The sequence below is a fragment of the Streptomyces sp. NPDC006339 genome (genome assembly GCF_040612775.1).
Taxonomy (GTDB): domain Bacteria; phylum Actinomycetota; class Actinomycetes; order Streptomycetales; family Streptomycetaceae; genus Streptomyces.
On sequence record NZ_JBEXQW010000015.1, the window covers coordinates 119257 to 134848 of the forward strand.

Consider the following 15592-nt stretch of genomic DNA (forward strand, 5'->3'; position numbering starts at 1 on the left):
CTCGCCCGTACGCGCTCTGCGGACCATGCCTGTCCTACCTGTCCCCGCGGCCGTGCCGTCCGCCCGAGAGGGAACCTCGTGACCGCCACCGCATCCACCGCGACCCCGGCCTATTGGGAGCCGTTGTGGCACAGCGGCCGTCGATACCGGCCGCTGTGCCAGGCCGAGAAGCAGCTGGTGGCCGAACACCTCGGCCCCGGCGAGGGCCGCCCCGCCCTCGACATCGGCAGCGGCGACGGCGCCCTCGCCCGCCACCTCCACCACGAGCTCGGCTACCGCACGACCGGCATCGACTGCTCCCCCAGCGCCATCACGCTCGCCGCCGCCCAGGGCCCCGGCCCCGGACCGACGTGGCAGTGCCTGGACATCGCCACGGGCGACCTCGACACCCTGCCGGATCCGGCATACGCCCTCATCACCTGTCGTCTGGTCTACCGGTGGATGGACGACAAGCCCGGATTCCTCGGCCGGGTCCGCCGCCTGCTCGCGCCTGGCGGCACGTTCTGGGTCGTCACCGAGATCGCCGGCCGCCGCACGACCACCAACCCGGCTCTCCTCGGACTCGGCATCCCGCCGACGGACGCCGAGCTGCTCGCGACCGGCTGGTCCGTCGCGCGGACCGCCGACCTCGACGTCCTGCGCTGCTATGCCCTGCGCCCCTGATCATCCGCCCACGAACGGAAGGAAGTTCCTCGTGCTGGACGTCGAGAAGGACATCGGCGAGATCTGGAATCTCTATGGCCGCCATCAGCTCGGCCGCTCGTTCGACCTGCCGGAGCTGGACACGTGGGCCTGGGATATCCCGCAGGCCGGGCCCGGCATCGAGGTGCTCGGCGAGGTCGCCGGCCTGCGCGTCCTGGACCTGGGAGCCGGAGTCGGCCGGCACGCCGCGCACTTGGCCGCCCTCGGCGCCGACGTCACCGCTGTCGACGCCTCCCCCACTCAACACCAGCGTGCCCTCGCCCGCTACCCCGACACCCCCGGCCTTCGCCTGGTGTGCGCCGACGCCGTCGACCACCTGCAGGAAGCCGCCCCCTACGATCTGATCTACTCCGTCAGCGGCGTCCCTTTCCTGGATCCGCACCGCCTTCTGCCCGCCCTGGCCAACAGCCTCAGGTCCGGTGGGCGGCTTCTGTTCAGCGCGCTGCACACCAACTCGAACGGCGACGGCCCCTCCAACGCCGTCACCGCCCGCCCCGAGATCCTGCGGCTCCCTGGTGCGGACACCGAGCACCAGCTGCCCATGTGGGTCCTCGAACCGCAGCTGTGGGAGGACCTCCTCGTCGACCACGGCCTCGTCATGGAGACGGTCACGACGATCGACTCCTCGCAGACCGACCAGCCGCTGTCGTACCGGCTGTACGCGGCTCGCCGCCCGGAACGGATCCGCAGCCGGCCCCGGACATCGGCGCCGCCCGCGCCCCACGCGGCGCTGGGGGTCGGCATCATCGTGCACGGCCCCGACGGTGTCCTGCTGGGACGCCACCGGCTCGGCACGTGGGAAGTGCCCGGCGGATCGCTGGAGCCCGGCGAGACGTTCGTCGAGGCCGTGGTCCGAGAGCTCGCCGAGGAAACCGGACTGATCGCGAATCCGGCCGACGTGCAGGTGCTCGGCACGCTTCTCGACCATGTGGGCGGCGTCCTCCGTCTCACGGTGCCTGCGCTGATCACCCGCTGGTCCGGTACACCACGGGAGCTGGAGGGGACGATCGGCTCGTGGCGGTTCTGGAGCCTCGACGCACTGCCCCAGCCCCTCTTCGTGCCGAGCAGCCAGTGCCTGACGGCGTGGAAGCAGGAACTCCCCCTCGACCACCCGCCGGCCGACTTCCAGCCCTACAGCACCCGCCTCGCTTAGCCCGGCGGCCATCATCCAGGAAAGGAACACCGTCATGACCCAACCGTCGCGCCCCTCTCTTCTCGCCGTCTTCGGTCACCCCGACGACGAAGCTCTACTGGCAGGAGGCGTCCTGGCACAGCACGCCGCCGCAGGAGCGGACACGGCCGTCGTCACTGCGACGTGGGCCACTGGCACCCATCGAGCCACGGAGCTGGCCGATGCGTTGACCGTTCTGCGCGCCGGGGAACCGCGGATGCTCGGCTATGCCGATGCGCGCGTCCCCGAGTCGTCCCCGGGCCGGCCGCGGCTGTGCGACGCGCCGATCGACGAGCTGGTCGAGGCGATCGTCGCGCACGTCAGGGCGGTACGCCCGCAGATCCTGATCACCCACGACGCGTACGGTCAGCTGACCGGGCATCCCGACCACGTCCGCACCCACCAGGCGACCGTCCTCGCCTTCCACGCCGCCGGCCTCGAACACCGCTACCCGGACGCGGGACCGCCCTGGCACCCCCAAGCCCTGTACGCGGCCACGCACCCGCACTCGAGTGCCGGCACGCTGAGCGCGCTCATGAAGCGGGTCGGCAAGACAACGCTGAGCGTTCCGGACGAGCAGGTCACCACGACGGTCGACGTGGGCAGCCATCTCGACCAGAAGTGGAGAGCCATCCTCGCCCACAGGAGCCAGGTCGCCAGGGAACGCCCCCTGCCCGGCATCCTCTCCCGTCTCGCCCCCGTCGGCCGCGAACCGCTCATCCGGACCGAGTACTTCACTCGCCTCTCCACCGGCCTCGCGCCCGGCGTGCTGCCCGAACTGACCAGCTGAAGAGCGCACTAACCGCGAACCGAATCACCGTCGCGCTACGCGCGCCGGACCCAAGACCATGGAGCCCGTTTTGAGCCCCTCCTCGTGGGAGACCGTCGGCCGACTCGCCGATCTCTTCACCCGCCTCGATACCTCGCGCGGGATTTCCGCTGAGCAGCAGTGGACCCTGCAGGTCCTCAAACTCTCCGAGGAGGTGGGCGAGTCGGCCCAGGCCGTGATCGGCGCCTGGGCCACCAATCCCCGGAAGGGGCAGAGCCACACCTGGGAGCACGTCCAGGAGGAAGTCGCCGACACCGCGATCACCAGTCTCGTCACATTGCACCGGATGCTCGGTGACGAAGCGCCGGCATTCTTCGAAGCCCTGCTCGCCCGAAAGGCCGCCCGGTTCTTGGCCCTCGGTGATGAGGCTGTTGTGCCACCCCTCGAAGGGGCCTGAGCAGTCCCAAGGGCCTCGGCGGCCTGTACGTGCCGGAAGGCGGTGTGAGGTCCTGACCGAGGGCTTCGCAGCGCGGTGCGCCGGGCAAGCTGAAGGGCTCCTCCGGTCCCAGGTGGCGCTCGTGTCAGCGGCCTTGGCGGGGGCCCCTCGCACGACATGCTGCTCTCCTCGAGAACAGTCGGCGGTGCTCAGGGCGCGAGCGGGAGGCTCGTGGCGTCGGTGCGGGAGAAGACCAGGTCGGTCATGTCCTTCGGGGTCGTGGTGCACCGGATGGGCGGCTGTGGCCGGCGCATGGCCCGGGGGTAAGTGGCCGGGTCGTAGTCGTTGGTGAGCATGTAGGGGTGGAAGCCGTGCGTGCGCAGGGTGGCGATGAGCGCAGCGGCGCTCTCGCCCTGCTTGGTCAGAAGCCGTGGTGTGACCTCGATGACGAGTTCGGCCTCGTCGCGCAGGTGCGGGAGCGCGGGCAGGAGCCCACGGACCGCTGCGGCTTCGGCTCCTTCGACGTCGATCTTGATGACGCGCGTGGTGGCGAGGTCGGCCCGGCTGACGAGGTCGGCCAGGGGCGCGGTGGGGACTTCGACGGTCGCGTGGACGTGGCGGGGGCGGACGGCGGTGGTGTGGCCCAAGTTGGAGGGGTCCTCCAGGTACAGGGTCAGGACGCCGGTGGTGTCGGAGGCGGCGGAGCGGACGAGATGGATGTTGGTGCGGCGGTTGGTGGCGGCTGCGGCGGCCAGGTCGTCGTGGAAGAGGGGGTGGGGTTCGATGGCGACGACGCGGCCGTGGGGTCCGACGGCGTGGGAGGCCAGGAGGCTGAAGGCGCCGCGGTGGGCGCCGACGTCGATGAAGGTGTCCCCGGGGTGGAGCCGGTCGCGCAGGAAGGCCGACAGGTTCGGCTCCCACTCGCCGAACAGGTACTGGAAGCGCTGGATGACGTCGCTTGTGGTGACGGAGACCGCGTCGCCGGACCGCAGCCGGACGGTGGCGTGGACAGGGTGGGTGCGCAGGTGCTCGCCGAGGAAGCGGTCGACGAGCCGGGCCTTGCCGAGGGTGCCGGGGGCGTGGCGGACGTAGGCGCGCAGCGTGCGGGCGAGGGCGGAGGCGGGCACGGACGGGCTCCTTCGGGTGGCGGCGGCCGGGACCGGGGGTCCGGTCCGGCCGGCGGTGGCAGACTGCCGGGAACGACGGCGGAGGTGAGGGGAGTTGATGGTGGTCGAGAGCGGTGCTCCGACGGTCTTCCTGCTGGTGGGGCTCACCGGATCGGGGAAGACGACCTATGCCCAGCGGGTGCTGGAGCCTCGGGGTGCGGTGCGGCTGTCGGTGGACGAGGTCGTCTTCGAGCGGCACGGCCGGTACGGCGTCGACTACCCGGAGAACACCTACTTCGAGAAGGAGGCTCCGGTCGTCGCCGAGCTGCACGAGCGGCTGGCCGAGCTGGTCGCGGAGGGCCGGGATGTGGTGTGGGACCACGGGCTGTGGCCGCGCAAGGACCGCGAGGCGATGAAGACTCTGGTGGAGGCCGCCGGAGGCCGGTGGCGGCTGCTGTACTTCCCCGTGGCCCGGGACGAGCTGCTGCGCCGGCTGGCGGAACGCAACGCACGGGGGGACGCGAACGCGCTCGTCGTGACGCCGGAGGCGCTGGACGACTTCTTCGCCCGGTTCGAGGAGCCTCAGGGGGAGGGCGAGGAGATCGTGGAGCCCGGCTGGTTCTGAGAGGTGGGCGGGCGCCAGGCGGTGGTGATCGTGGCCGCTTCGGGGGCCCAGCCCTCGGGGAGGCGGTCGAGGGTGACGCGGCGGAAGGCGAGGCGGGGGTCGGCGACGTCGATGCGGCCGGAGTGCCGGTCGACGTGCTCCAGCAGGCGGGACGCCTCGTCGCGGACGGCCGGGGTCTGCTCGGCCCACGCGCCGGAGGAGAACCGTTCGACCCGTCGGCGCAGGTCGTCCAGGACGCCCGAGCGCCACTTGAAGTGGTGCACGCACGCGAGCGTGTGCGGATCGGGCTTGTGGCCGGAGGCGCGGTGGTTGCCGGAGGCCACGGTCACCGAGGAGTGGGCGAGGACGATCTTGCGGGGGTCGCCTTGGAGGAGGCGGTGGGTGAGGTGGCCGCCGAGCGGGAAGGCCCGGTCCAGCCCGGGTTCCGGGCGCCAGGGGGCGAGGCTGCCGTCGGCCGCGACGCGGTCGAGCATCAGCCCGCCGATCACCTTGCGTCCGGTTTCCTCGGCCTGGGTGATTACGTCGGCCAGCGGGGCGGGGTAGGTCTGCAACTCGTCGGCATCGGCGATCAGGTGCCAGCCGGGCCCGGCCTTCTCGCGCAGGGCGTCGCGCAGCTCGGTGTTGGTGTGCTCGTGCCACGGGCCGGTGCTGACCTGGGTGGGGACGATGCCGAGGGCGTGGACGGCGGCGAGGAGCTGGTGGCGCTGGGCGTCGGGGACGTGGTCGGGGAAGTGGAAGGCGAGGAGGAACCGCTCGATTCCGAGCTGGCGGTAGTGGGTGGTCCAGGCGGCGAGCAGCGCGGGCTCGACGGGGCCGATGACCGCGACCAGGGTGGGAGGGATGAACGTCATCGGAGGCACTCCGTGAGCAGGCGGGTGTAGGTGGTGGTGAGGAAGGCGGCCTGCTCGGCAGCCGGGTACAGGTCCAGCACCGACGGCGCCGAGGTGCCCGGCCGGGCGGGCGTGTCGGCCGAGAGCTTGTCCAGCGCTTCGGCGAGCCTGCCGGCGTCGCCGGCCGGGAATGACCAGACCCACGGCTGGCCGGCGAGCCGGGCAGTCAGGTCGGGGTCGTGTTCGGAGACGAGGAGCGGAACACCGAGGCGGGCGGCGTCCATGACGAGTCCCGACTCCTTGCCCACGCCCGGGTGGCGGGCAACGAGGGCCGCGTCGGCGGCGCCGTAGACGAGCCGCAGGATCTCGTCGGCCACCGGGCCGGGCACGGTGTGGAGGCGGACATGGGGAAGCCGGTGCCAGCGGGCGAGGACGGCGTCGTCCAGCGGGGTGCCGCACACCAGGACGTGCAGCGGGGCGGTGAGGCGGGCGAGTGCGGCATCGATGGTGGCGATGTCCTTGTATGGCCACCAGCCGCCGACCACGCACACTGCCGTCGCCTCGTCGGGGATGGCGAAGGCGGTCCGGCCGCCGTCGCCCTCGGCCTCGGTCAGCCGCCGCCCGTCGTCGACCGCGAACGCCCGCACCGCGCCGGGCAGGGCCGGGAAGGCGGCGGTGATCTGATCGCGGACGGCCGGGGTCGGGTACAGCGCGACCACCCTTTTCTCGGCCCGGCGGGCGAGCCGCCCCAACCAGCGGACAGGGAGGTCCTCGGTGGTGACCAGCTCGTGGACGAACCGCAGGTGCGGGGTGCCACCGAGCAGGGCGGCCAGGCCGTGCAGGGCCTCGCTCGCGCTGAGGATCACCACCGCCGACGCCCGCGGGGCGAGGCGGCGCGCGGTCCGCAGGCAGGCGGCCTCGGTCAGACACCGGGCCAGAAGGGTGACCTGGTGCGGCATCCGGCGCACCACCCGCGGCCAGCGTCGGGAGACCAAAGCCCGCCGGCCGACCGCCGAGACGCGCTCCGCTGTCCGCGCGGCGGCCAGCAGGAACCGCGCCGCTGCCCCGTCCGGTCCGGCCGCGATCCGGGCGCCGGAGCGGGCCAGCAGCCCCAGGCCCTGGTTCAGGCCGGCCGGGGCGACGACCAGGCTCGCCCCGGTGGTGGCGAGCGCGGTCAGCGTGTGCTGGTGGTGCCCGCCGCCCCGGTGCGCGTACGGCTCGATCAGCACCAGCGGTCCCGGCGCGGTGCTCATCCGGCGACCGCCTGCTCGTCGCGCAGCACGGCGAAGTGCTGCTGCAGCCAGGCCGGGTCGTTGATCGCCTCGAAGCGCTCGGGGTCGCGGCCGACGGCCTGGGCGAAGTCGATTCCGTCGAGGGCGCCGGCCGCCGCGTAGGCGGCGAAGTCCCCGGTGCTGCTGGCCTTCCAGGCGTCGATCCGTTCCTGGGCGGAGGCGTCGGTCATGCCGTACTCGCTGCCGCGGGCGAGCATCGCGCACTCCCGGAAGCCCGCCTTCCACGCGTGGAACGGCGACTGGTTGAACCGCGTGGTCCCGGCGGTCTGGCGGCAGAACTCGACCCGGCCGGGCAGGGCGGCCAGCACGTCGACGGCCTGGCCCATCTCCCGCAGCGCCGTCCGGCGGATCAGCTTGAGCCCGCCGTAGCCGTAGACCAGGCCGTTGACCGGGTTGGCGGCCTGCCAGACCCTCATCGCCACCCCGTCGGCCAGCGGCTCCACCTCGCCGGCGGAGAAGTCCTCGTCGATGGCGAAGTCGCCGTCGGCGAGGAAGAACTGCTCGGTGTCGACGAGCTCGGCGGTGAGCCGGTAGGCCCGCCGCATCCCGCGCACGCCGTGCAGGCGCTTGACCGGACGGCCCAGGACGTGGGTGAGACGGGTGTGCAGGAGGTCGGCCTGCGGCTCGTCGTAGGAGAGCAGGACCGTGTCGAAGCCGGTCATCGGATCGCCTCCAGGTAGCGGGCGGCGATCGCGGCCGGGGTGAGGTCGGCGGTGGAGGCGTACGCGCGCTTGGCGTGGAGCAGGTAGAACTCCGGGTCCGTGGCGAGGCGCTCTGCGATCTGGACGGCCTGTTCGCCGGTGTCGAAGAGCAGCTCGTCGTCGATGTGCTCGGCCAGCCATCCGGTGCGCGGGGCGATCACGGGCAGGCCCATGGCCTGGCAGTCGATCACCGACATCGACCAGGGGCAGCCGGGGCGGAAGGGCGCGATGCCGAAGTGGGCGTCGGCCAGGGTGTTGCGGTAGCGGACGCGGTCTCCGCGGTCGGAGGCGATGGTGACGCCGTCCGTGGTCGCCAGCTCTTCCAGGTGCCGCTCGGGGCTGGGGTCGAGACGGATGCGCTCGGGGCTGCGGGTGCCGAACAGGTCCATCACCGTGAGCCGCACCGTGCCGCTGGCGACAAGACGGCGGGCCAGCTCGGTGAAGCGGGCGGTGCCGTAGTGGGCGTAGAGGCGGTGGTTGTAGATGCCGGTGGCCCGGCCGTCGGGCGGGGTGATGCCGGCCGGGTCGCGCACCAGCCGTACGTCCCTGGGGGCGGGGACGATGTGCAGCCTGTCGCCGAGGTCGACGCCGGTGCGGGCGGCGGCTGCGGTGGTCCAGGAGGCGGCGGTGGAGGAGTGGACCAGGACGCGGTCGCAGGCCGCGAGGCCGGCGGCGAAGGCCAGCAGCACACTGCGGCCCAGGCCCCGGTCGTCCATCGCCGGGTCCAGCTCCAGGACGCCGGTGTCGGTGAAGGAGAACGGCAGGTAGTGGCAGTACCCGACGACCGCTGCGTCCACCCCAGCCTCCAGGAGCGCGGCCCGGATCGCCGGGGCGGCCTCGACCTGGTTGGCCACCACCACCTCGGGCCGCCGCGCCCGGAACAGGGCGACCAGAGCGTCCATCCCCGGGTCGAAGCGCGCCCGGTACTTCGTGGACGGCGAGACGGTGGGCTCGAAGGCGACCCGTGCGTCACCGACCGCGACCGGCGAGGCCACCGTCACCTCGACCCCGGCATCCGTCAGGGCCGGGGCGAGCAGGTCGGCGAAGGTGAAACCCGAATCGGCAGCCAGCTGGCTGGCGTTGGAGACATTGAGCAGATACAGCAGGCGCATCCCCGCCGCCTTCCTCGTCGGGACCCGAAGGGAGACTCGGGCCGGTGAAGGAAGGAAACTGGCGACCGGGACCGTGACAGAATGATGAATCGAGATCACGCACGGTTCACTCATCTCATCCAGCATCCAGGCGGGGGCTTCGATGGACGCGCGAGACGATGCCCAGACAGTCGAGAAGGCCGCCGAGGACTTCGCGGCGACGGTCGCCCACTGGCGCGAGGTCCGGGGCCTCTCGAAGCGAGCGTTAGCCAAGAGGATGGGCTTCGACCCCTCCTACGTCAGCCACATCGAGTCGGGCCGGCACAAGCCGACCGAGGACTTCGCCCGCCGCGCCGAGGAGACCCTCGGCGCCGGCAAGGCCATCTGGAAGTGCTGGCTCGACTACGAGTCACGCAAGGCCCGCACGGCCCCGTCCGATCCTGTACCGGCCCCCCGCCGACCGGAGCAGCCGTACGCGACCGGTTCGGCGATCGTCGTGACGCACGACGCCGCCCGCCTCGACTACGACGGCCGCCTCTACCGGCTCACGATGCGCCGGCTGCTGCGGAACACCGGCACCGAGCCGATCACCCGCTACCTCATCCGCATCAGCGTCGACCGCTACCCCGGCGAGCCCGAACGCTCCAACGCCCACTACCGCGAAAACCCGTTGACCTGGGACGAACTCGCCCTGACCGCGACCTGCCGCGGGGAAGACATGCGCTGGCAGGCCAAACACGACCGCGACGCCTTCAAGGAAGTGTGGCTACGCTTCGAGAACAGCGAAGGCCGCTTCCCCCTCTACCCCGGCGAGTCGGTCTGGATCGAGTACACATACTCGGTGGGCGAGGAGCAGTGGGGCCGCTGGTTCCAGCGCGCCGTTCGCCTGCCCACCGAGCACCTGGCAGTCGAACTCGTCTTCCCCGCCGCCCTCGACCCCGCCGTCTGGGGGACCGAGACCTCCATGACCGCTGAAGCCGCCCCCCTCAGGACGGCACCGGTCCAGCGCGAGGAGAACGGAAAGCGGATCTTCTCCTGGAGCACCTCCACACCCGCCCTCCACGCCCGGTACCGTCTCGAATGGAGATTCCGGGCGAGGCCGGAACAAGACGTGATTCAAGGGGAGTTCAGGTGACCCAGGCACGGCCCAGCGAGCAGATGCGCGACCTCGGAGTCGTGCAGCGCGGAGCCCCCGTACTCGCTGAGCCGGCCCGCGCCTTCGATCTGCCGGCCGAACGCCAGGCGGCCGAGCAGGCCGTCGAGCAGTTGTTCTCGGCCATGGAACGGATCGGCCGGGTGCACCCGTTCGCGAAGGGGATGGGACTCGCAGCCCCTCAGATCGCGATCGGCCGGGCCGCCGCCGTGGTCCAGCCCCCTGCCCCCGGCACCCCGCCGATCGTTCTGCTGAACCCCCGCATCACCGACCGGTCCGACGAGACGGATGAACAGTACGAGGGCTGCTTGTCGTTCTTCGATGTCCGCGGCCTTGTCCCCCGGCCGCTGCGGATCACCGTGGAGACCACCACCCTGGAGGGCCGGGTGGAGACCGCCGTCTACGAGCGTGGGCTCGCTCGACTGGTCCACCACGAGATCGACCACCTGGGCGGTCTGCTCTACACCGCGCAGATGCGGGCCGGCGCCACACCCATCCCCGTTGAGGAGTACCGCCAGACCGGCCGGTCATGGACCTACGACCAGTAGGCCGCCTGGACGTCAAGCCGAGCTCGCCCCGCATCCGAAGGTCCCTGCCGTCGGACACCGCTGATTCGTGCCGCGGCTGTGGATTCCTGCGCCCACCAGCCGGTCAGCACGTCCTGTTAAACAGTCGAGGTCGGGTCGAGTACGTCGGCGACGGCGTCCAGGGCGGCCCGCCACGGGTATGCGGCGGGGTTGCCCTGGCCCGGTTCGTTCGGGATGAAGCCGCCTTCGCCGTACAGCACCCGGACCCCGGCTCCCCGGAGGCTGTCGATCGAGCGGTCGAACTGCGGATGGGCGACGTAGGCCCGGTTCACGCACGGCATCATCGCCATGGGGATGCCCTTGCCGATGCCCTCGGCGACCACGCCGACGAGCCACTTGTCCGTGATCCCGAGCGCCCACTGGTTGATCGTGTTGAAGGTCGCCGGCGCGACGAGGACGGCGTCCGGCTTCGGCCACATGTCTGGCTGTCCGGGGAGGCGGTAGTCCCAGCGGACCGGGTGGCCGGTGAGGGCGGCGAGGCCGTCGAGCGAGTCGGCCAGCCAGCGGGCCGCCGTCGGGGTGAGACCGAGGCATACGTCCCAGCCGTCGGCCTGTGCTTCCTCGATGACGCGGGCGACGTCGAAGACGGGCGGGGCCGCGCTGCTGAACAGGTACAGGGTCGGAGTGGTCATGGGGCTATCCGATCACAGCCGGACCACGCTCAACTTGGCGGATCCCTTGCGAATCGGCCTGTCCCGTCATCGAGTGGCGCGTAGCGTTCGGGGTGACGGGTCAGAGACGGGAGTCCGGTATGCCGACGCGGGACGACGACCACACCGGTACGCGGATCAAGGAGCAGCGGAGGCTGGCCGGTCTGACGCAGCGGGAGCTGGCCGACCGGATTCCGTACTCGTACAGCTGGCTCACGCAGGTCGAGTGCGGGGCGCGGCCGGCGTCCGCGGACTTCGTCGCGGCCGTCGCGCGGGCGCTGCGGATCGACGTCACGGTGCTGACGGGTCAGCCGTATGTGACCCAGATGCAGGAGGACCGGCTGGCGGAGCTGATCAGGCCGATCCGGGAGTCTCTCGACCTGTACGACCTCGGCGACGATCCCCGGGTCACCACGCGCACGGCTGGCGAGCTCGTCACGGCCACGGAGGAGCTGTGTGCCCACGTCCGCGCCACCCATCTGCACGCGGCGGCGGCAGCCCTTCCGGACGTGATCACGGAGCTGACCGTCCTGTGCTGGCGCTCGCCGACGACGGAGCTGTGGCGGGCCCTGGGCTCCGCCTACCGCACGGCGCACGACGTCACGGTGAAGCTGGGCTTCTTCGATCTCGCGAGCGTCGCCCTCGACCGGCTCGGCTGGGCCGCGGAGCGGACCTCGGATCCCTGTCTGGCCTCGATGCGGCAGTACTTCCGGGGGCTGGTCTACTTCCGCGAAGGCGAGTACGGCATCGGCCTGCGCCTGATCCGCTCCGGCCACGCGCTGCTCGACCCGGACGACACCACCCGCGAAGCCCTCACCGTCGCCGGCCAACTTCACCTCGGCAGCTCCGTGCTGGCCGCGCGGGCGGAGGACGCGAGCACCGCCGCGGACCACATCGCGCGGGCCCGCGAGTACGCGGGTCGGGTCGGCGACGCCAGTAAGGTGCACTGGCTCAATTTCAGCCCGGTGAACGTGGCCCTGCACGAGATGAGCGTGGCGATGGAGCTGCGTCAGTACGACGAGGCTCTGCGGCAGGCCAAGGCGATCAGGCTGCCGGCCTCGATCGCGACGTCCCGCCGCGCGCACTTCTTCATCGATCGGGCCCGTGTGGAGATGGAGCTGGGCCGGAGCGAGCCGTCGTTGAAGTCGCTGTGGGCGGCCCGGCGGGCGGCGCCGGAGCAGACCCGCTATCACCCCGGTGCCCGGGAGACGATCCGCGGGCTCGTTCACCTCTCCCGCCGGGCCCCGGAGCCGCTGCGGAACATGGCGGCCTGGATCGGCATGTAGGGCTGCCGGGGACTCTCTCTCAAGTGAAAGATTTTCCGGGGGCGCCGGCGGCCACGATGACGGCGTGAGCGATGACACGGACCTGACCGAGCAATGGTTGGAGGGGGCTGTCTCCCGAAGCGGTGGAGCAGGCCCGTGCGGCCATGGAGCGCCGTGAGGGACCCGCGGATGTGGAGACCTGCGACTACTGCCGGTCCGTCAGCGAGTCGATGTTCCGGGCGCTCGTGGCTGGCAGCGGGTTCGTGGCGCAGGTGGAGGTGGCCTGCTTCCACATCCACAACGCGCACCCGAATCTTGCCGCCGAGGGGGCGGCGCCCTGAGGCTCCCACCGCGGCCCGTGCTCACGCATCACCCGCAGACTTCCGAGGCCCGGTGGAGCCTGTTCCCCGGCAGTGAACGGGCGCGACGCGTCAGGCCGGCGTCCCGCCGGGTCTCGGAACCGAACACCCCGGATGCCTCCTGTCCGACCCACGCCAACGCGTCCTGGGGCAGTACCCCCGCCTGGCCGTCCCTCCGTGGGGACGGAAGACGGCCAGGCGGGTTCACCGAAGAGTCCGCGACCGAGAGGAGTCCCGGTATGGGATGGGGTACGGGTAAGGGCGGAAGCGGCGGCAACGGGCAGCATTCCGGGGGCAAGGACCCGGGAACGTCCAAGCCGTCGTCGGACACGGCCAAGCCGAAGGACCCGCCGAAGCACAAGAAGGACAAGTAGGTGACGGCACCGGATCTCGCCGCGTCCGAGCAGATCGCCCTGCGCGATCTGCTCGGCGCGGTCAAAGCAGAGATGGATACGCCCCTGGCGCCCGAGTGGGAGCGCGCGGCCTGGGCCGTTCCACGGTCCGCCTTCGTCCCCGCCCGCATCTACCTGGGCGAGGACTTGGAGCCGTGCGACCGGGCGCACGACCCGGCCGTGTGGCTGCGGGCGGTATACGCCAACGATTCCGTGGTGACCCAGATCAACGATGGCCAGGACCCCGGGGACGGTGAGCGGTGGGCGTCGTCGTCCGCCTCGGCCCCGGCCATCGTGTTCCGGATGCTGCGCATGCTTGACGTGCGCGAGGGACACAGGGTCTTGGAGATCGGCACCGGGACCGGGTGGAACGCGGGCCTCCTGGCCCACGTCGCCGGTCCTCGGAAGGTGACGACCGTCGAGGTGGACCCCGTGCTGGCGGCCGAAGCCGCGGAGCGACTGGGGAGGGAGGGCGCCGCGGCGGACGTGGTGACCGGGGACGGGGCCGAGGGATATCCGGACAACGCGCCGTACGACCGGCTCGTGGCCACCTGCTCCGTGCGGTCCGTCCCCCGCCCGTGGCTGACCCAGGTGAAGCCGGGCGGCGTCATCCTCACCCCGTGGGAGAGCCCCTGGATCTGCTACGGCCTGCTGCACATGACCGTGGACGACACCGGGAGCGCGTCGGGTAAGTTCTCGCCGCACTCCGCGTTCATGCTCATGAGGAACCAGCGCACAGACCTGCGGATCTTCCGCGACGTGGTGCGCGACGACCACCAGCCCGACGAGTCGACCACCACACTCCCGCCATGGCGGGTGACCGCGGACGATCACGCCGCGCAGTTCGCCATGGGGCTACAGCTCCGCGACGTGTGGTGGACGTGGCACGACAACCCCGACGTGGAAGGGGTCGCGTTCCGGCTGTGGCTCGCCACGACCGACGCCACGTCATGGGCAGCCGTGGACTGGGACGGCAAGTCCGACGACCAGTTCACGGTGTGGCAACACGGTCCGCGCCGGCTGTGGCATGAGGTGGAGGCCGCTCACGCCTGGTGGCGGATGCACGAACGGCCCGGCCCCGACCGATTCGGCCTCACCGTCACCACCACCGGTGAAACCGCCTGGCTGGACAACCCCGGTCAGCCCGTCCCTCTGGCCGGCTGACCCTCCAGACGCCCCGCTCGTGCGCTCCCCCCGTGGCGCGCGGGCGGGGTCCTCGGCGCCTGGGCCCCGGTTACAGAGGCCGTCGTACTGCCCTCGCGGGGCGCTGGACCGAGCGGCTACGCCAAGACGGGAAGCGAAGTGAGGCCGCGAACCAGGCGGGTACGTCGCCAGTCCAGTCGATCAGCCGGTACGGCGAGCCGGATTCCGGGAAATCGGACGAGCACCGCCCGCAGAACGATCTCCATCTCGGCCTTGGCCAGGGGAGCGCCGAGGCAGCGGTGGATGCCGTGTCCGAAGGCGAGATGGGCAGCCGCGTCCCGGTCGAGGTCGAGCCGGTCCGGCGCCGGGAACCGCGCGGGATCTCGGTTGGCTGCTCCGAGCGCGACCAGGACCGGGACACCGGCCGGAATATCGGTGCCGCCGAGTGTGACGGCTTCCGTGGTGAATCGGAAGGTGGCGGTGCTCACCGCGGAGTCGAAGCGGAGCAGCTCGTCCAGCACGGCCGAGACCTCGTCCGGATTCTTCCGGAGGTGGTCCAGTTCGGCCGGATGCTGGAGCAGAGCCAGGAGCGCGTTGCCGAGGGCGGAGGTGGTGGTTTCGTGACCGGCCACAAGCAGCAGCACGGCCAGGGAGACCAGTTCCTCCTCGCTCAGGTGGTCGTCTTCGTCGCGTGCCGAGATGAGCTGGTCGAGGAGAGAGCCGGTGGGGTTCCGGCGCTTGGCGGCGATGAGCTCCGTCATGTAGTCGGCCACCGTATGCGAGGCGGCGTCGATAGCTTCGGGCCTTCCCGCCGCGAAGAGCTGCGCGGACCATCGTTGAACATCGGCTCGGTCGGACTGTGGTACTCCGAGGAGTTCGCAGATGACGATGACCGGCAGGGGAACCGCCAGGCCCGCCACGAAGTCGAGCGGTTCGCCGACGGGCCACTGGTCCAGCAGCTCGTCGGTGGTCCGGGCGATAAACGGGCGCAGCTGTGCGACGGCCCCCGTGGTGAAGGCTTTGGTCACCAGCTTGCGCAGCCGGGTGTGCTGCGGCGGGTCGGTGGCCAGCATGGAGTGGGCGAACGCGGGATGCAGACGGCGCTGTGACCCCTTGCCCGCGAAGAAGACGGCCGTGTCCTTCGAGAGCCGGGCGTCGGCGAGAGATTCTCGGGCTTCCGCGTGGCCGGTGACCAAGTAGCTGGGGCGCTGGCCTGAACCGGCGGGCAGGGGCTGCACCGGGCAAGTCGAGCGCATGGCCGCATAGGCCGGGTAGGGGTCCTGAAGGAAGCGGGGGTCCTGAGTCGGGTCGGTCATGACC

At 71.5% G+C, this 15592-nt stretch carries 18 protein-coding genes; 11 read left to right on the forward strand and 7 right to left on the reverse strand.

The window, feature by feature from the left end; genetic code table 11:
* The first annotated feature begins 78 nt into the window (after positions 1-78).
* The 4 genes from ABZ135_RS14850 (at position 79) to ABZ135_RS14865 (ending at position 3099) form a co-directional block, all read left to right on the forward strand.
* Positions 79-663 carry a class I SAM-dependent methyltransferase gene (locus ABZ135_RS14850; protein WP_356695554.1) on the forward strand — a complete coding sequence of 195 codons (585 nt, stop codon included), beginning with the start codon at positions 79-81 and terminating at the stop codon, positions 661-663.
* Between the two features lie 31 nt (positions 664-694).
* Complete coding sequence (locus ABZ135_RS14855) at positions 695-1855, forward strand: NUDIX domain-containing protein (protein WP_356695556.1); 1161 nt, start codon at positions 695-697, stop codon at positions 1853-1855.
* A gap of 34 nt (positions 1856-1889) precedes the next feature.
* Complete coding sequence (locus ABZ135_RS14860; protein ID WP_356695558.1) at positions 1890-2663, forward strand: PIG-L deacetylase family protein; 774 nt, start codon at positions 1890-1892, stop codon at positions 2661-2663.
* Positions 2664-2733: 70 nt separating this feature from the next.
* Entirely contained in the window at positions 2734-3099 is a 366-nt protein-coding gene (locus ABZ135_RS14865; RefSeq protein WP_356695560.1) for a MazG-like family protein, read from the forward strand.
* A 188-nt stretch (positions 3100-3287) separates the two neighbouring features.
* On the opposite strand, the gene ABZ135_RS14870 is transcribed toward ABZ135_RS14865, so the two are convergent.
* The gene (locus tag ABZ135_RS14870) at positions 3288-4205 is read right to left on the reverse strand and encodes an FkbM family methyltransferase (protein ID WP_356695562.1); all 918 of its coding nucleotides are present in this window, start codon (positions 4203-4205) and stop codon (positions 3288-3290) included.
* A gap of 97 nt (positions 4206-4302) precedes the next feature.
* On the opposite strand from ABZ135_RS14870, the gene ABZ135_RS14875 reads away from it, so the two are divergent.
* On the forward strand, positions 4303-4809 hold the full coding sequence (locus ABZ135_RS14875) for an ATP-binding protein (RefSeq protein WP_356695564.1): 507 nt from the start codon (positions 4303-4305) through the stop codon (positions 4807-4809).
* Here ABZ135_RS14875 and ABZ135_RS14880 read toward each other — a convergent pair.
* The 4 genes from ABZ135_RS14880 to ABZ135_RS14895 are packed head-to-tail and all read right to left on the reverse strand — an operon-like array spanning position 4767 to position 8744.
* Positions 4767-5660, reverse strand: coding sequence for a glycosyltransferase family 2 protein (locus ABZ135_RS14880; protein ID WP_356695566.1), 894 nt, complete (start codon positions 5658-5660; stop codon positions 4767-4769). The two genes, ABZ135_RS14875 and ABZ135_RS14880, sit on opposite strands and share 43 nt — an antisense overlap.
* A complete protein-coding gene (locus ABZ135_RS14885; RefSeq protein WP_356695568.1) occupies positions 5657-6892 on the reverse strand; it encodes a hypothetical protein in 1236 nt (411 codons plus the stop codon). The genes ABZ135_RS14880 and ABZ135_RS14885 overlap by 4 nt, the downstream gene beginning before the upstream one ends.
* Entirely contained in the window at positions 6889-7593 is a 705-nt protein-coding gene (locus ABZ135_RS14890; protein WP_356695569.1) for a hypothetical protein, read from the reverse strand. Before ABZ135_RS14890 ends, ABZ135_RS14885 begins: the two co-directional genes overlap by 4 nt.
* Positions 7590-8744 (reverse strand): glycosyltransferase family 1 protein, encoded by a 1155-nt coding sequence (locus ABZ135_RS14895; RefSeq protein WP_356695571.1) that lies wholly within the window; start codon positions 8742-8744, stop codon positions 7590-7592. The genes ABZ135_RS14890 and ABZ135_RS14895 overlap by 4 nt, the downstream gene beginning before the upstream one ends.
* A 142-nt stretch (positions 8745-8886) precedes the next feature.
* On the opposite strand from ABZ135_RS14895, the gene ABZ135_RS14900 reads away from it, so the two are divergent.
* Both ABZ135_RS14900 and ABZ135_RS14905 read left to right on the forward strand, forming a co-directional pair.
* A complete protein-coding gene (locus tag ABZ135_RS14900; RefSeq protein WP_356695573.1) occupies positions 8887-9858 on the forward strand; it encodes a helix-turn-helix transcriptional regulator in 972 nt (323 codons plus the stop codon).
* Positions 9855-10424, forward strand: coding sequence for a peptide deformylase (locus tag ABZ135_RS14905; RefSeq protein ID WP_356695575.1), 570 nt, complete (start codon positions 9855-9857; stop codon positions 10422-10424). The genes ABZ135_RS14900 and ABZ135_RS14905 overlap by 4 nt, the downstream gene beginning before the upstream one ends.
* A gap of 116 nt (positions 10425-10540) precedes the next feature.
* On the opposite strand, the gene ABZ135_RS14910 is transcribed toward ABZ135_RS14905, so the two are convergent.
* A complete protein-coding gene (locus tag ABZ135_RS14910) occupies positions 10541-11095 on the reverse strand; it encodes a flavoprotein (protein ID WP_356695577.1) in 555 nt (184 codons plus the stop codon).
* 119 nt (positions 11096-11214) lie between these two features.
* Here ABZ135_RS14910 and ABZ135_RS14915 point away from each other — a divergent pair, with 119 nt between their 5' ends.
* The 4 genes from ABZ135_RS14915 (at position 11215) to ABZ135_RS14930 (ending at position 14293) form a co-directional block, all read left to right on the forward strand.
* On the forward strand, positions 11215-12399 hold the full coding sequence (locus ABZ135_RS14915) for a helix-turn-helix transcriptional regulator (RefSeq protein ID WP_356695579.1): 1185 nt from the start codon (positions 11215-11217) through the stop codon (positions 12397-12399).
* 143 nt (positions 12400-12542) lie between these two features.
* Entirely contained in the window at positions 12543-12719 is a 177-nt protein-coding gene (locus ABZ135_RS14920; RefSeq protein ID WP_356695581.1) for a hypothetical protein, read from the forward strand.
* Positions 12720-12976: 257 nt separating this feature from the next.
* Positions 12977-13111 (forward strand): hypothetical protein, encoded by a 135-nt coding sequence (locus ABZ135_RS14925; protein WP_356695583.1) that lies wholly within the window; start codon positions 12977-12979, stop codon positions 13109-13111.
* Positions 13112-14293, forward strand: a complete 1182-nt coding sequence (locus ABZ135_RS14930) for a methyltransferase domain-containing protein (protein ID WP_356695585.1) — start codon at positions 13112-13114, stop codon at positions 14291-14293.
* A 116-nt stretch (positions 14294-14409) separates the two neighbouring features.
* Here the strand turns inward: ABZ135_RS14930 and ABZ135_RS14935 are convergent, their stop codons facing one another.
* A complete protein-coding gene (locus tag ABZ135_RS14935; RefSeq protein ID WP_356695587.1) occupies positions 14410-15588 on the reverse strand; it encodes a cytochrome P450 in 1179 nt (392 codons plus the stop codon).
* Positions 15589-15592 lie beyond the last annotated feature (4 nt).

What these genes read in the sequence shown, in the direction of transcription:
- ABZ135_RS14900 (WP_356695573.1), top strand. Translation starts at nt 8,887, where the DNA reads ATGGACGCGCGAGACGATGCCCAGACAGTCGAGAAGGCCGCCGAGGAC.
- ABZ135_RS14860 (WP_356695558.1), top strand. Translation starts at nt 1,890, where the DNA reads ATGACCCAACCGTCGCGCCCCTCTCTTCTCGCCGTCTTCGGTCACCCC.
- ABZ135_RS14880 (WP_356695566.1), bottom strand. Translation starts at nt 5,660, where the DNA reads ATGACGTTCATCCCTCCCACCCTGGTCGCGGTCATCGGCCCCGTCGAG.
- ABZ135_RS14895 (WP_356695571.1), bottom strand. Translation starts at nt 8,744, where the DNA reads ATGCGCCTGCTGTATCTGCTCAATGTCTCCAACGCCAGCCAGCTGGCT.
- ABZ135_RS14890 (WP_356695569.1), bottom strand. Translation starts at nt 7,593, where the DNA reads ATGACCGGCTTCGACACGGTCCTGCTCTCCTACGACGAGCCGCAGGCC.
- ABZ135_RS14915 (WP_356695579.1), top strand. Translation starts at nt 11,215, where the DNA reads ATGCCGACGCGGGACGACGACCACACCGGTACGCGGATCAAGGAGCAG.
- ABZ135_RS14925 (WP_356695583.1), top strand. Translation starts at nt 12,977, where the DNA reads ATGGGATGGGGTACGGGTAAGGGCGGAAGCGGCGGCAACGGGCAGCAT.
- ABZ135_RS14885 (WP_356695568.1), bottom strand. Translation starts at nt 6,892, where the DNA reads ATGAGCACCGCGCCGGGACCGCTGGTGCTGATCGAGCCGTACGCGCAC.
- ABZ135_RS14935 (WP_356695587.1), bottom strand. Translation starts at nt 15,588, where the DNA reads ATGACCGACCCGACTCAGGACCCCCGCTTCCTTCAGGACCCCTACCCG.
- ABZ135_RS14920 (WP_356695581.1), top strand. Translation starts at nt 12,543, where the DNA reads ATGGAGCGCCGTGAGGGACCCGCGGATGTGGAGACCTGCGACTACTGC.
- ABZ135_RS14910 (WP_356695577.1), bottom strand. Translation starts at nt 11,095, where the DNA reads ATGACCACTCCGACCCTGTACCTGTTCAGCAGCGCGGCCCCGCCCGTC.
- ABZ135_RS14875 (WP_356695564.1), top strand. Translation starts at nt 4,303, where the DNA reads ATGGTGGTCGAGAGCGGTGCTCCGACGGTCTTCCTGCTGGTGGGGCTC.